13 protein-coding genes are annotated in these 13,149 nt (G+C 35.6%); 9 read left to right on the plus strand and 4 right to left on the minus strand.

What is annotated here, in order from left to right:
- The 6 genes from JG537_RS04305 (at nucleotide 1) to JG537_RS04330 (ending at nucleotide 4,772) form a co-directional block, all read left to right on the plus strand.
- A complete protein-coding gene (locus tag JG537_RS04305) occupies nucleotides 1-747 on the plus strand; it encodes a class A sortase (protein ID WP_199543921.1) in 747 nt (248 codons plus the stop codon).
- A gap of 66 nt (nucleotides 748-813) precedes the next feature.
- Entirely contained in the window at nucleotides 814-1,227 is a 414-nt protein-coding gene (gene gloA2 / locus JG537_RS04310; RefSeq protein ID WP_199543922.1) for an SMU1112c/YaeR family gloxylase I-like metalloprotein, read from the plus strand.
- A 72-nt stretch (nucleotides 1,228-1,299) separates the two neighbouring features.
- The gene (locus JG537_RS04315; protein ID WP_199543923.1) at nucleotides 1,300-2,265 is read left to right on the plus strand and encodes a DUF1002 domain-containing protein; all 966 of its coding nucleotides are present in this window, start codon (nucleotides 1,300-1,302) and stop codon (nucleotides 2,263-2,265) included.
- A 120-nt stretch (nucleotides 2,266-2,385) separates the two neighbouring features.
- Nucleotides 2,386-2,826, plus strand: a complete 441-nt coding sequence (locus JG537_RS04320; protein ID WP_246454290.1) for a TDT family transporter — start codon at nucleotides 2,386-2,388, stop codon at nucleotides 2,824-2,826.
- 68 nt (nucleotides 2,827-2,894) lie between these two features.
- Nucleotides 2,895-3,194, plus strand: coding sequence for a TDT family transporter (locus JG537_RS04325; RefSeq protein ID WP_199544561.1), 300 nt, complete (start codon nucleotides 2,895-2,897; stop codon nucleotides 3,192-3,194).
- A 318-nt stretch (nucleotides 3,195-3,512) separates the two neighbouring features.
- Nucleotides 3,513-4,772 (plus strand): NRAMP family divalent metal transporter, encoded by a 1,260-nt coding sequence (locus JG537_RS04330; protein ID WP_199543924.1) that lies wholly within the window; start codon nucleotides 3,513-3,515, stop codon nucleotides 4,770-4,772.
- A 199-nt stretch (nucleotides 4,773-4,971) separates the two neighbouring features.
- On the opposite strand, the gene JG537_RS04335 is transcribed toward JG537_RS04330, so the two are convergent.
- The 4 genes from JG537_RS04335 to JG537_RS04350 form a co-directional block, all read right to left on the minus strand.
- A complete protein-coding gene (locus tag JG537_RS04335) occupies nucleotides 4,972-6,687 on the minus strand; it encodes a phospho-sugar mutase (protein WP_132869737.1) in 1,716 nt (571 codons plus the stop codon).
- 218 nt (nucleotides 6,688-6,905) lie between these two features.
- Entirely contained in the window at nucleotides 6,906-7,478 is a 573-nt protein-coding gene (locus JG537_RS04340; protein WP_074481765.1) for an ECF transporter S component, read from the minus strand.
- 53 nt (nucleotides 7,479-7,531) lie between these two features.
- The gene (gene coaC / locus JG537_RS04345) at nucleotides 7,532-8,107 is read right to left on the minus strand and encodes a phosphopantothenoylcysteine decarboxylase (RefSeq protein WP_199543925.1); all 576 of its coding nucleotides are present in this window, start codon (nucleotides 8,105-8,107) and stop codon (nucleotides 7,532-7,534) included.
- A complete protein-coding gene (locus JG537_RS04350) occupies nucleotides 8,100-8,786 on the minus strand; it encodes a phosphopantothenate--cysteine ligase (protein ID WP_199543927.1) in 687 nt (228 codons plus the stop codon). Before JG537_RS04350 ends, coaC begins: the two co-directional genes overlap by 8 nt.
- A gap of 368 nt (nucleotides 8,787-9,154) precedes the next feature.
- On the opposite strand from JG537_RS04350, the gene JG537_RS04355 reads away from it, so the two are divergent.
- The 3 genes from JG537_RS04355 to JG537_RS04365 all read left to right on the plus strand — a co-directional run bounded on the left by JG537_RS04355 (nucleotide 9,155) and on the right by JG537_RS04365 (nucleotide 12,894).
- A complete protein-coding gene (locus JG537_RS04355) occupies nucleotides 9,155-10,825 on the plus strand; it encodes a formate--tetrahydrofolate ligase (RefSeq protein WP_132869769.1) in 1,671 nt (556 codons plus the stop codon).
- A 117-nt stretch (nucleotides 10,826-10,942) separates the two neighbouring features.
- Nucleotides 10,943-12,532, plus strand: coding sequence for a cardiolipin synthase (gene cls / locus JG537_RS04360; RefSeq protein ID WP_132869768.1), 1,590 nt, complete (start codon nucleotides 10,943-10,945; stop codon nucleotides 12,530-12,532).
- 224 nt (nucleotides 12,533-12,756) lie between these two features.
- Nucleotides 12,757-12,894 (plus strand): bacteriocin immunity family protein, encoded by a 138-nt coding sequence (locus JG537_RS04365; RefSeq protein WP_199543931.1) that lies wholly within the window; start codon nucleotides 12,757-12,759, stop codon nucleotides 12,892-12,894.
- Nucleotides 12,895-13,149 lie beyond the last annotated feature (255 nt).

A 13,149-nucleotide genomic window follows, 5' to 3' on the forward strand; every position in this document is an offset into this window, starting at 1 on the left:
ATGGTAAAAAAAGAGAAGAAAACGCATCGTTTCTTGACATTTCTTAGAGTCACAATTTCCTTGATTTTATTATTATTTGGGCTTGCTTTGATTTTTAACCAATCCATTTGTAATTTTTTGATTGGTCATCAGTCAAATCGTTATCAAATCAATAAAGTGACTAAAAAGAAACTTCAAGATAACCAAAAGGCGAAAGTTACTTTTGATTTCTCTGCGGTTGAACCCGTCACGGTTCAGTCTGTTTTAAAAACTCAATCAACTAAGACAGATCTTCCTGTCATTGGTAGTATCGCCGTACCAGATCTTGGTATCAACTTACCAATCTTTAAAGGTTTAGGAAATACTGAATTATCTTATGGTGCTGGAACGATGAAAGAGGATCAAGTAATGGGTGGGCAAAATAACTATGCCCTTGCTAGTCATCATGTTTTTGGCGTTTCTGGTTCATCAAAGATGTTGTTTTCTCCTTTGGAAAATGCGAAAGCCGGAATGAAGATTTATCTTACAGATAAATCAAATGTTTATACATATGTTATCACCGACACTTTTTCAGTGGCACCTGATCGTTCAGATGTCTTAAATGATGTTCCCGATCAAGCCTTAGTTACATTAGTAACGTGTACCGATCAGGAAGCAACTGCGAGAATCGTTGTCAGAGGTAGTTTAGAATCAGCGGTTGCCTATGACAAGGCATCTAATGACATACATAAAGCCTTTGATTATTCTTACAATCAAATGACCTTTTAAAGAAAAAGCTGGGAGTAAGTTTTATTCTCAGCTTTTTTTCTGACAATATCTTATAAGGAGATTTTTATGAAACTAATTGCTGTTCACCATGTGGCTCTTATTGTATCTGATTATGACAAATCACGAGATTTTTACGTTAATAAACTTGGTTTTGACATTATTCGTGAAAATCATCGTCCGGAGCGTCATGATTATAAGTTAGATTTGAAATGTGGTTCTATTGAGCTAGAAATTTTTGGAAATAAAACGTCAGATCCAGCCTATGTTGCTCCTCCAAAGCGAGTTGGGCAACCTGAGTATCACATGGAGGCGTGCGGTCTTCGCCACTTAGCTTTCTATGTAGAAAATATCGAAGCCTATAAAGCAGAACTCGAAGAAATGGGTGTTTACGTACAACCTATCCGTCATGATGACTATACTGGTAAAAAAATGACTTTCTTCTTTGATCCAGATGGTTTACCTTTAGAATTACACGAGTAAGTACAGTTTTTTTCAGACGCTTTAGACAAGAAGTGCTATAATTAAATACCTAAGTGAAAGGAATTAATTAAGATGAAATTTAAAAAAACGCTTATGGCTTGTGCGCTAGCTTTATTTTCAACAGTAACTGTTGGGCATGTTCAGGCAGCAAGCAATTCTGTTCAAGATGTTATTGATGAAACATATGTTCAACCAGATTACGTTTTAGGTTATTCTTTGTCTGATGATCAACGCAATCAAACATTATCTTTACTTGGTTATGACAGTTCAAAAGACACAAGTGTTAAAACAATTACAACTAGTGCTTATGCAAATATTATGGATGTTGCTGACGATCCAAGCTTGCAGCTGTATTCATCAGTAAAAATTCAAAAACTAGGCTCTTCAGAGACATTGACAGTTAATATTGTCACTCCTGAGAATATCACAAAAGTGACTTCTGATATGTATCGAAACGCTGCTGTTACTCTTGGAATTGAGCATGCTGCAATCACAGTAGCTTCTCCAATCCCAGTAACTGGTGAATCAGCTTTAGCAGGTATTTATTACTCACTTGAAGAAAATGGTGCCAAAGTTTCTGATGAAAGTAAACAATTGGCACAAGAAGAATTGAACACTTTGTCAACGATTAACGCTGAAAATCAAGGAACTGATGGCTATGATGCTGATAAATTGAACGTTGCCTTAGCAGATATTAAATCAGCAGTAGCAGATGCAGGTTCAAACATGTCAAAAGATGATGTCCGTAAAATCGTTGATGAAACACTTGATAATTATAAATTAAAAGATGTTTTATCAAACAATCAAATCAATATGATTGTCAACTTTGCTTTTAATCTTTCAAAATCAAGTATTATTGATAGCAGTAGTTTCAAATCAGCTTTGGCTTCTTTGAAAGATAGCATTGTTTCAAATGCTGGATCAACCTTTAAGGGAATTAATCTTAACTTTGATTCTTCAAGTGCTATTGAATCAGGGAAAGGCTTTTTGGCAAACATTTGGCAAGCTATCGTTAATTTCTTCAAAAGCTTGTTCTAAATTTTTAAAGGTCTTTTGACTTTAACGCTTTTATGATAAAATAAAAAACACCTCGTGTTAAATATTGGCATGAGGTATTTTTTACGCAATTATTTTAGAAAAAATTATAAATTAAGGAGAATGCATGAGAAAGGTAAAAGAACCTCCTTTAGCATTGGGGGACTTGGATTAAGCTTCTTTTCGCTTGGGAATATTTTAGGTGATTATTCATTGATATTACGCTATATCTTGGGTGGGATAGCATTTGTTTTGTATTTCTTCTTAATGATTGCTGTTATTAAATCCCTTCATACTTACTTAGCTAGCTTAAAAGCCCCTTTGACAGCCTCAATTTTTCCAACACTTTTAATGCAAGGTAGGCTAATGATTGTTTATTGTGATGTTTTTCCAGATTTGTACGGAATCACTGAATTGATTTTCCGAAGCATCTGGTGGCTATCTTTTATCCTGCTAATCATTTATATAATTGTTTTTTCAAAACGTTTTCTTTGGAATTTTAAATTGAGTAATGTTTTTCCTCTTGGGCAGTCCTTTATATCGGAATTGGGATATCTAGCGTAACTGTTCCATGGACAGGTTACTCACATCTAGGCAAAATCATTTTTGCTTATATATTATTCACTGTCATTATGTTATTACCCGTTGTTTTTTTAAGGCTTTATAGACATGGTATCCCAGAAGACATACAAGCAAATTTGGCGACACTTTGTGCTCCTGCACTTGTACTTGTAGCCTATCAGAACGCTTTTGAGACTGTTCATCATCCTTTACTACTTGGATTAGTTCTCTTATCACAAGTCTTATATTTTATTGTTCTATACCACGTTCCTAGAATATTGAAAAATGGTTTTAATCCAGGTTTCTCAGCCTTAACTTTTCCTCTTATTGTTTCAGCGACTGCATTAAAGGGAAGTACAAGTTTTTTGTAGCTTATCATTGGTTAAATGCTTTATTTTTACTTGAATTGATAATTGCTATTTTGATTTTAATAATAGTAGTGGTTGGTTATGTGAAATACTTTAGATATTGAGAATTCACTAACTAAAAAAGTCAAGAATTGCTCTTGGCTTTTTTAGTAGGTAATTTAAGAGCTAATATAAAAAAATAAATTCAAAAAAATTTTTTCAGTTTTTTCAGAAAATTTACGCAAAAAGGTTGACTTTTGTTGGTTTGAGTTGTAAAATAATTCTTGCACAATTCAGAATTATCTGAAAGTTGAAAAGTTTATTTAGAAAGAGGTCTATTTTATGACTGAAAATATAGAACAACAGTCGACCTGGCGTACTAAGTTAAAAGCACTTGGCCCTGGTATTCTAATGGCATCAGCTGCAGTTGGCGGCTCACACATCGTTTCATCTACACAAGCAGGAGCTATCTATGGATGGCAATTGGCTTTGCTAATCATTTTGATTAACATCTTCAAATATCCATTTTTCCGTTTCGGTTCACAATACACAATGGAAAATAACAAAAGCTTGATTGAAGGATATGCTGAAAAAGGAAAAGGTTGGCTTGCCATTTTCTTCATTTTGAATGTATTTTCAGCTATTGTAAATACAGCAGGTGTCGGTATCCTTTGCGCAGCCATCTTATATAACGTATTCCCAAATGGTCTTGGGATGAGTATCTCTCAACTAACTACAATTATCATTGTGATCATCTGGGCAATGTTACTTATTGGTGGTTATCGCTTCCTTGATTCACTTGCGAAATGGGTAATGACTGCTTTAACAATTGCAACTGTTCTTGCGGTAGTCATTGCATTATTTAAACATCGTGAATATGCTCCAAACTTTGAAGCGCCTACACCTTGGCGCATGGCTGCTCTACCATTTATCGTTTCATTGATGGGATGGATGCCTTGTCCGATTGAAATTTCAGCCATCAATTCAATGTGGTCAGTTGAAAAACGTAAAACAGTCAATATGTCAGAGAAGGATGCTGTTTTTGATTTTAATATTGGTTACATTGGAACAGCAATCTTAGCACTTATCTTCTGTGCGCTTGGTGCCTTAATTCAATTTGGCTCTGGTGAAGAAGTGCAAGGAGCATCAGCAGCTTATATCGCTCAGTTTGTTAATATGTATGCTGAAGTTCTTGGTGAATGGGCTCGTTTCTTGATTACTTTAATCGCCTTCCTATGCATCTTTGGTACAGTTATCACTGTTATTGATGGTTACTCTCGTGCCAATAACGAATCTCTTCGTTTGTTGCTCGGTAAAAAAGAGTCATCACAAAAAGCTCTTTACATTTGGATGACTGTGACTGCAGCAGTTGGTCTCGTTATTGTTTATCTATTTGCTGGTAACGTGGCAACAATGCTTCGCTTTGCGATGATTGCGTCATTTATTACAACTCCGTTCTTTGGCTACTTGAACTATTCATTGGTGAACAACAAAGAACACCAAATCAAACCATGGTTGAAAGTTTTATCAATTATCGGTCTTATCTATCTCTTTGGTTTCGCTTTATTCTTTATCGTTGCATGGTTAACAGGTAATATTTAAAACAACCAATTCATGAAATGCAAACTCTCTAAAAAACAACATAACAACACCTTTTCTCCCTTAGGTGTTGTTTCTTTTTATGTAAATATATTTATGTAAATCAATAGATAACTAACCTTTAATGGTCTTAAACTGAAAAGCAATGCATAAAAAACTCCCTCTATAAAAATAGAAGGAGTTTAAACATCATTAATTAGATTTATTTAACAAATGCATTGATTTCTTTTTCGATGTTAGCAATTTTAGCTTCAGCGTCAGCTAAATCTTTACCAACAGTAGCGAAGTAGAATTTGATTTTTGGTTCAGTACCTGAAGGACGAACCGCAATCCAAGAATCATCGGCAAGAGTGTATTTCAAAACGTTACTTGGTGGTGTTGTCAACTTTTCAACGCCAGCTGCACTTGTAGCTGTTTGAGCCAAGAAGTCTTCAGTTTTAACAACATCTGTTGCGTTAAATTGAACTGGGGCATTGTCACGGAATTTATCCATGATTTTCTTAATTTCAGCAGCGCCATCAACACCACTAAGAGTTACTGAAATAGTTTTTTCTGCGAAGTATCCGTATTCTTTGTAGATTTCTTCAATACCATCAGCAAGAGTTAATCCACGTGAACGGTAGTAAGCAGCAATTTCAGCTACGATAAGAACAGCTTGAACAGCATCTTTATCACGTACGAAAGGTTTGATTAGGTAACCAAAACTTTCTTCAAAACCAAACATATAAGTGTGGTTGTGTTTTTCTTCGAATTCTTGAATTTTTTCTGCGATGAATTTGAAACCAGTCAAAACGTTAAACATTTTAGCGCCATAACTTTCAGCAATTTTTGTAACCAATTCAGTAGACACAATTGATTTTGCTAAAGCTGCGTTTTCTGGAAGAGTTCCAGCAGTTTTGTGTGCTTCAAGAATGTATTTAGCGATGATAGCACCGATTTGGTTACCTGAAAGGTTGCGGTATGAACCATCTGCTTGACGAATTTCAACACCAAGACGGTCAGCGTCTGGGTCAGTTGCAACAAGAACATCAGCATCGACTTTACGTCCAAGTTCTTCAGCAAGTGCAAATGCTTCTTGGTTTTCAGGGTTTGGTGATTTTACAGTTGAGAAGTCTGGATCTGGAACAGCTTGAGCTTCAACAACTTGAACTGATTCAAAACCAGCTTGAGCAAGCGCACGACGTGCAAGCATTTCACCTGTACCGTGAAGTGGAGTGTAGACAATTTTCATGTCTTTACCATATTCATCAATCAATTTTTGGTTGATGTTAACATCTTTAACTTCTTTAAGGTATTCAGCATCGACATTTTCACCGATAACTTCAATAAGACCAGAAGCTTTGCTTTCTTCAAGATCAGCTAATTCGATAGCAAATGGATCATCGATAGCACGAATGAAATCAGTCAAAGCATCAGCATCAGCAGGTGGCATTTGTCCACCATCTTCACCGTAAACTTTGTAACCGTTAAATGGTGCAGGATTGTGACTTGCAGTCACCATGATACCAGCAAATGTACCAAGGTGACGAACAGCAAATGACAATTCTGGAGTAGGGCGAAGTGATTCAAAAACATAAGCCTTAATGCCGTGTTTTGCTAAAACTTGAGCTGACTCAAAAGCAAATTCAGGTGAGAAGTGGCGTGAATCGTAAGCGATAGCAACACCACGTTTTTTAACGTCTTCACCTTTTGTTTCGATAAGTTTTGCAAGACCTTCAGTAGCTTGGCGTACTACATAAACGTTGATACGGTTTGTACCAGCGCCAATAACCCCACGCATACCTGCTGTACCAAACTCAAGGTTTGTGTAAAAAGCATCTTCTTTTGTCTTTTCGTCCATGGCTAACAATTCTTCACGGAGATAGTCGGGAAGCCCCGCAAAATCGAGCCATTTTTGATAGTTTTCAGTGTAAGTCATTAATGGAACTCCTTTTTATGATCTTATAAACGCTTTCATTATACCACTTTGTAAATTATTTTTCTAGTAAAAATTTAATATTGGTGAAAATATTGTTAAATCAAGCTTTCTAAGCATTTTTTGTAAGTTACGCAAACGTTTGTGTTAGGTAAAAATTAACCAAGTTTTTTACTTCATGTCATTAAAAAAAATCACGGTTTTCCCGTGATTTTCATTATTTATGATTTGATTTTCTGTAATCTTGGAACAATTGCAAGTGTCAAAATTGCTGAAATAATCATTTCTGCAATTGCGTTTGTTCCGAAAACAACAGCAAGAAGCGCTTTAATGTCTCCGCTATATACGTTAGCAAAAAGTAAGAAGATGCCTCCTAAAACAAAAATTGTATTTGTCATTGAACCAATCGCACCGGCGATAACGATACCAAATTTATTGTGAAGCCATTTGTAAACAAAATATGGTGTGATACCAATCAAGATACGTGGCACCATAGCAATAATCAGTGATGAAAGATTACCATTCTCAACAAATGGAGAGAAAAGATAACTTGTTGGTAATAGAGTCAAAGTATTGACTGTGACACTGATAACCCCCATTAAAGCACCGAGTGTGGCACCAATTCTCGGTCCGTAAACAATAGAAGCAATGATTACTGGAACATGTACAAGGGTTGGTTTGATTGGCACAGGCCAAAGGTTAAAGACAAGACTTGTTAAAAAATTAATAACAAGCATGATAGCAAAGAAAATTGCAACCGTAGCAATATTACTTGCTGCTTTATTGTTTTTCATAACTCCTCCTAAAGGACGACTTTTTTCGACTTTTCTTTCAAAAGCCCAATACATTATACAAATTTACAAGTGTCTTGACAAGAGTAAAATTTAAAGATTTTTTCTATACGTTCAATGATGGCGTCAAGCTCAGCTAGCGCACCGCGCCCAATATCTCCACAGGCTAATAAACTTGAACGAGGCTCGATTTCTTCAAAGCCAACTTCTTTTAATATAGCTAGATTACGCTGTGTGAGTGGATTTTCGTACATTTTTGTGTTCATAGCTGGCGCGATTAATTTTGGTGTATCGGCTGGCAAAGCAAGAGCAGTAGCTGTAACCATATTATCAGCCATACCGTGTGCTAGTTTTGCTAAAGTATTAGCTGAAGCAGGGGCAAGGACAAATAAATCTGCTTTTTTTGCTAACTCGATATGATTAACACTTTTAGGATCATCTTCTGTCATTACATCAAGGTGAACAGCATTTTTTGATAGCACTTGAAGTGTTAGTGGCGTAATAAAATCAGTAGCAGCTTTTGTCATTAAAACATGAACATCGTAGCCTTGTTTCGTTAATTGATTAGTTAAATCTGCTGCTTTATAGGCAGAGATACTACCTGAAACAGCAAGTAAAATCGTTTTAGTCATGATTGGTCACCCTTTCAAAAATTAAGCTAGCAATACTTTCTTTAGTATCAGCTTCATAAACATTTGACTCATCTAACATGTAAGCGTGATGGTGATTTCCATCAATCTCTGTCAAATCATTTGCAACGATGTAGCGCGCCTTATTTTTTTGCAAACTTTCACGCGCAACAGCAAAAAGTTCCTCTTTGCTGACACCAACCAATAATTTAAAGCCGATTAGAGCAATATCTGGATTCCATGTTTTTACCAAAGAAATCACTTTTGGTGTTTTTTTCAAAAAAAGCACTTGATAATCTTCCTTAGAAGAAATCTTAGTTTCAGTATTATGACGTTGTAACAAATCAGAAACACGGTGAGCACTTTCAACCTCACTAAGTCCTGTCATATAGACTGGAGTATAATCAGAGACTGCCATGCTATGAATAAAAACATCGTGGTTTTTGACTAGAGGTTCAAGTGTTGTCAGTAAACTTTCAACATTTGTAATAGTATGTACAGTCAAAAGAGGATGCTCGTTTGGTTTGACAGCTTGTTTAGTTGTCACCAAAGTAACTTGATAACCTTTTTCTAAAAAAATTTCTGCAATATGTTTTCCTAAGGATCCTGTAGCGTGATTGGTAATGCCACGAACGGAATCTATTTTTTCGGTGGTTCCACCGGATGTAATTAAAATTTTCATAGCCTTATTTTACACAAAAACGTTTTTTTCGTAAATTGTTTAATATGTTTTTGGTTTGAAAAAATATTTTTTAAAGATTTAATAGAGTAAAAAGCGAACAATATCAGATATTTCGCTTTTAAACTTTGATTGATAAAACAAATGTCTTCAATAATGATTATAAAACCAGATAATCACTCAATTGCCCATGTTTTCACAGTTTATGAAATATTCTTGGTTATAAGGAATAACTATAACTATTGATAAAAATAATTGTTTTGCATCGGTAAAAAACGAACAATAATAATTATTTTAATAAATATCGTGCGTTTTTAAAAAAGTGTGTTATAATGTTTTTATCAATCAAAAAATATCAGAGGAGAGTCCCCGTGAAATCAGATATCGAAATTGCACAAAGCGTAGAGCTTAAACCAATCACAGAAGTTGTTGAAAAAGTTGGTATCACATTTGATGATATTGAACTCTATGGTAAATATAAAGCAAAATTATCATTTGATAAAATCAAATCTGTTCAAGAAAACAAACCAGGTAAACTTGTTCTTGTCACAGCTATCAACCCAACACCAGCTGGTGAAGGTAAATCAACAATGTCTATCGGTCTTGCTGATGCCTTAAACAAAATCGGTAAGAAAACAATGCTTGCTTTGCGTGAACCATCTCTCGGACCTGTAATGGGGATTAAAGGTGGTGCTGCAGGTGGTGGTTATGCCCAAGTACTTCCTATGGAAGATATCAACCTTCACTTTACAGGTGATATGCACGCTATCACAACAGCTAACAATGCTCTTTCAGCAATTATTGATAACCACCTTCATCAAGGTAACGAGTTAGGTATTGACCAACGTCGTATTATTTGGAAACGTGTTGTCGATCTTAATGACCGCGCCCTTCGTCATGTAACAGTTGGCCTTGGTAGCCCAGTTAATGGTATTCCACGTGAGGATGGTTTTGATATCACTGTTGCTTCAGAAATCATGGCAATCTTGTGTTTAGCAACTGATATTAAAGATTTGAAAGAACGTTTGGCTAACATTGTTGTTGCTTACCGTTATGATCGTACACCAGTTTACGTGCGTGACCTTAAGGTAGAAGGTGCTTTAACACTTATCCTTAAAGATGCTATTAAACCAAACCTTGTTCAAACAATCTATGGAACACCTGCTTTTGTTCACGGTGGACCATTTGCTAATATTGCTCACGGATGTAACTCTGTTCTTGCTACAACAACAGCTCTTCACTTAGCTGATTACACTATCACAGAAGCTGGTTTTGGTGCTGATCTTGGTGCTGAAAAATTCTTTGACATTAAAACACCAAATCTTCCAACAACACCAGATGCAGTTGTTATCGTTGCGACAATTCGTGCCCTTAAAATGCATGGTGGCGTAGCAAAAGCTGATCTTGGTGAAGAAAATGTTGAAGCAGTACGTGCTGGATTTGCTAACCTTAAACGCCACGTTGAGAATGTTCGTAAATTTGGTGTTCCAGCAGTTGTTGCCATTAATGAATTTGTTGCTGATACAGAAGCTGAAATTGCTGCGCTTAAAGAACTTTGTGCCGAAATCGATGTTCCAGTAGAACTTGCTAGCGTTTGGGCAAACGGAGCTGACGGTGGTGTTGATCTTGCTAACGCCGTTGTAAACGCCGTTGAAAATGGAAATGCAAACTACAAACGCCTTTACTCAGATGACCAAAGCCTTGAAGAAAAAGTAACAAAAATCGTTACTGAAATCTATGGTGGTAACAAAGTTATCTTTGGTAAAAAAGCTAAAAACCAATTGAAACAATTTACTCAATTTGGTTGGGATAAATTGCCAGTATGTATGGCCAAAACACAATATAGCTTCTCTGATAATCCAACACTTCTTGGAGCGCCAGAAGGATTTGATATTACAATCCGTGAGTTTGTGCCAAAAACTGGTGCAGGATTTATTGTTGCTCTAACAGGTGATGTTATGACAATGCCTGGCCTTCCGAAAAAACCAGCAGCACTTAATATGGATGTTGCTGAAGACGGAACTGCTATTGGATTATTCTAATTTAATACATATATAGATGAAGTCGGCTTTTAGCCGGCTTTTTCTGCCTTCCAAAAAAGGACATAATGTAAAGTATGATATAATAGTAGCAAATGAAAAAGGACGACACGGGAGGTTATGATTATCGACAATAAAAGCACAAATAAAATCAAAGCAATACGTTTATTAGATAAAAGCCGTCGCAGTTTTCTTCGAGGAATTTTTAGTCGAACGACTGTCATTTCTATTCTCCTAATTTTACAACTGTTGTTTATTATTGCATCATTTGTATGGTTAGATCAATATCGCATTTGGGTTGCTATCATTGAGCGTGCTCTTGCAATTGCTGCTGTACTATACTTGGTTAATAGCGAGATGGATGCTTTATCTCGTGTCACTTGGTTAATTTTGGTTATGATTGCCCCTTTGTTAGGGTCGTTGTTTCTTATTTATACCAAACTTGACTGGGGATATCGTGGTCTCAAGCTTCGCATGAATCATTTGGTTGATGCTAGTAGTCAGTATTTGCAAGATAATCTTGAAACTTTGCGAGTTTTAAAAAGCAATACCTCAACAACTTATCATTTGGTTCAATATTTTGACCGTAGCCGAGGGGATTTTCCAGCCTATCAAAATACAGAAGTAACCTATTTCCCAACGGGAGAAGCATTTTTCGAAGAACTTAAAAAACAACTGCTTAAAGCAGAAGAATATATTTTCATGGAATTTTTCATCATCGCAGAAGGGGTCATGTGGGGTGAAATTCTTCGAATTTTAGAGCAAAAAGTCAGAGAAGGGGTTGAAGTTCGTGTTCTCTACGACGGTATGATTGAATTTTCAACCTTATCATTTGACTATACACAGCGCTTGGAAAAAATCGGTATTAAGGCCAAAGCCTTTTCACCGATTTCACCATTTATCTCAACTTATTACAATTATCGTGACCACCGAAAAATTATTGTTATTGATGGTAAAGTTGGTTTCACAGGTGGTGTGAATTTAGCTGATGAATACATTAATAAAATCAATCGTTTTGGTCACTGGAAAGATACCGCACTAATGCTTGAAGGTAAAGCGGTTGATAGTTTCTTGGTTCTTTTCTTACAAATGTGGTCAATTACTGAGCGTCAAATGGTGGTTAAACCTTATCTTGCAAAACATGATAAAAAACGTAAAGCAAATGGCTATGTTATCCCATATGGCGATTCGCCGCTAGATACGGATAAAATTGGTGAGAATGTCTACATCGATATTCTTAACCACGCCAGAGAGTATGTCTATATCATGACACCTTATTTGATATTAGACAGCGAAATGGAACACGCTCTTTGTTTTGCGGCTGAACGTGGTGTAGATGTCAGAATCATCATGCCGGGTATTCCAGATAAAAAAATTCCTTATATGCTAGCTAAAACATACTTTAACAAACTTATGCGCTCTGGCGTTAAAATTTATCTCTACACACCTGGTTTTGTTCACGCCAAAGTTTTTATCAGCGATGATAGCAAAGCAGTAGTCGGTACGATTAACCTTGATTACCGTAGTCTCTACCATCATTTTGAATGTGCTACTTACATGTATAAAGTTGATGCTATCCGTGATATTTACGACGATTGCATTCAAACCATGCGAAAAAGTAAGCGCGTGACACAAGAAATGCTCGACAACCGACCAGCTCACGAAAAACTCATCGGATTACTTGTCAAAACCATCGCACCGTTGATGTAGAGAAGAAGGTGGACTAATATGAATAAAAGAAAAAACTTTCTTCTATCATTATCAACTATTAACCTTGTATTTTTTGGTTTTTTAACAATAAAAACTAATCAAATATTTTATATACTCATCGGTTTTTCATTATGTCTTGGTTTACTAATAACATATTATTTTTGGAAAGATAATTAAATATTTAGCCAAAACATGTCCTAATCTTATTTGATAGGAGAATAGTTATGCCGTCTTTAAAAAGTAGGAATGAAATGTTAAAACAAATTTATAATTTGATACTTGATTCTGATATATCAGATGGGGAGCGAAAATTATTTATTGAAGCAAAAGAACAGCTAGAAAACAATAGAGATTTTTTATAAGTTGTTTCTGAATTAAAAAATAATCTTTCTCCGATAGCCTTACAATTTAGACTGAGCAAAAAATCTTTGAATTTTTATAGTGAATTACAAAAACAGTTTCCATTGAAAGATAAACTTTGGAGACCAGGTGGAACTTTATTTTAGGAGAAATCAACATAAAAAAGTTACATTGGCGTATTAACATAATCGATAAAAGATATGAATAAGGAGATACACTCGGGTAAAACTTCTTTGCAAATCTTACTGTCTATGGTA

This window comes from Streptococcus vicugnae (assembly GCF_016461705.1).
Lineage (GTDB): Bacteria > Bacillota > Bacilli > Lactobacillales > Streptococcaceae > Streptococcus > Streptococcus vicugnae.

Excerpts from the sequence above, each read along its gene's own strand:
- JG537_RS04325 (WP_199544561.1), top strand. The coding sequence starts at position 2,895 with ATGTTATTACCCGTTGTTTTTTTAAGGCTTTATAGACATGGTATCCCA.
- JG537_RS04330 (WP_199543924.1), top strand. The coding sequence starts at position 3,513 with ATGACTGAAAATATAGAACAACAGTCGACCTGGCGTACTAAGTTAAAA.
- JG537_RS04365 (WP_199543931.1), top strand. The coding sequence starts at position 12,757 with ATGCCGTCTTTAAAAAGTAGGAATGAAATGTTAAAACAAATTTATAAT.
- cls (WP_132869768.1), top strand. The coding sequence starts at position 10,943 with ATGATTATCGACAATAAAAGCACAAATAAAATCAAAGCAATACGTTTA.
- JG537_RS04340 (WP_074481765.1), bottom strand. The coding sequence starts at position 7,478 with ATGAAAAACAATAAAGCAGCAAGTAATATTGCTACGGTTGCAATTTTC.
- coaC (WP_199543925.1), bottom strand. The coding sequence starts at position 8,107 with ATGACTAAAACGATTTTACTTGCTGTTTCAGGTAGTATCTCTGCCTAT.
- JG537_RS04335 (WP_132869737.1), bottom strand. The coding sequence starts at position 6,687 with ATGACTTACACTGAAAACTATCAAAAATGGCTCGATTTTGCGGGGCTT.
- JG537_RS04305 (WP_199543921.1), top strand. The coding sequence starts at position 1 with ATGGTAAAAAAAGAGAAGAAAACGCATCGTTTCTTGACATTTCTTAGA.
- JG537_RS04320 (WP_246454290.1), top strand. The coding sequence starts at position 2,386 with ATGCATGAGAAAGGTAAAAGAACCTCCTTTAGCATTGGGGGACTTGGA.
- JG537_RS04350 (WP_199543927.1), bottom strand. The coding sequence starts at position 8,786 with ATGAAAATTTTAATTACATCCGGTGGAACCACCGAAAAAATAGATTCC.
- gloA2 (WP_199543922.1), top strand. The coding sequence starts at position 814 with ATGAAACTAATTGCTGTTCACCATGTGGCTCTTATTGTATCTGATTAT.
- JG537_RS04315 (WP_199543923.1), top strand. The coding sequence starts at position 1,300 with ATGAAATTTAAAAAAACGCTTATGGCTTGTGCGCTAGCTTTATTTTCA.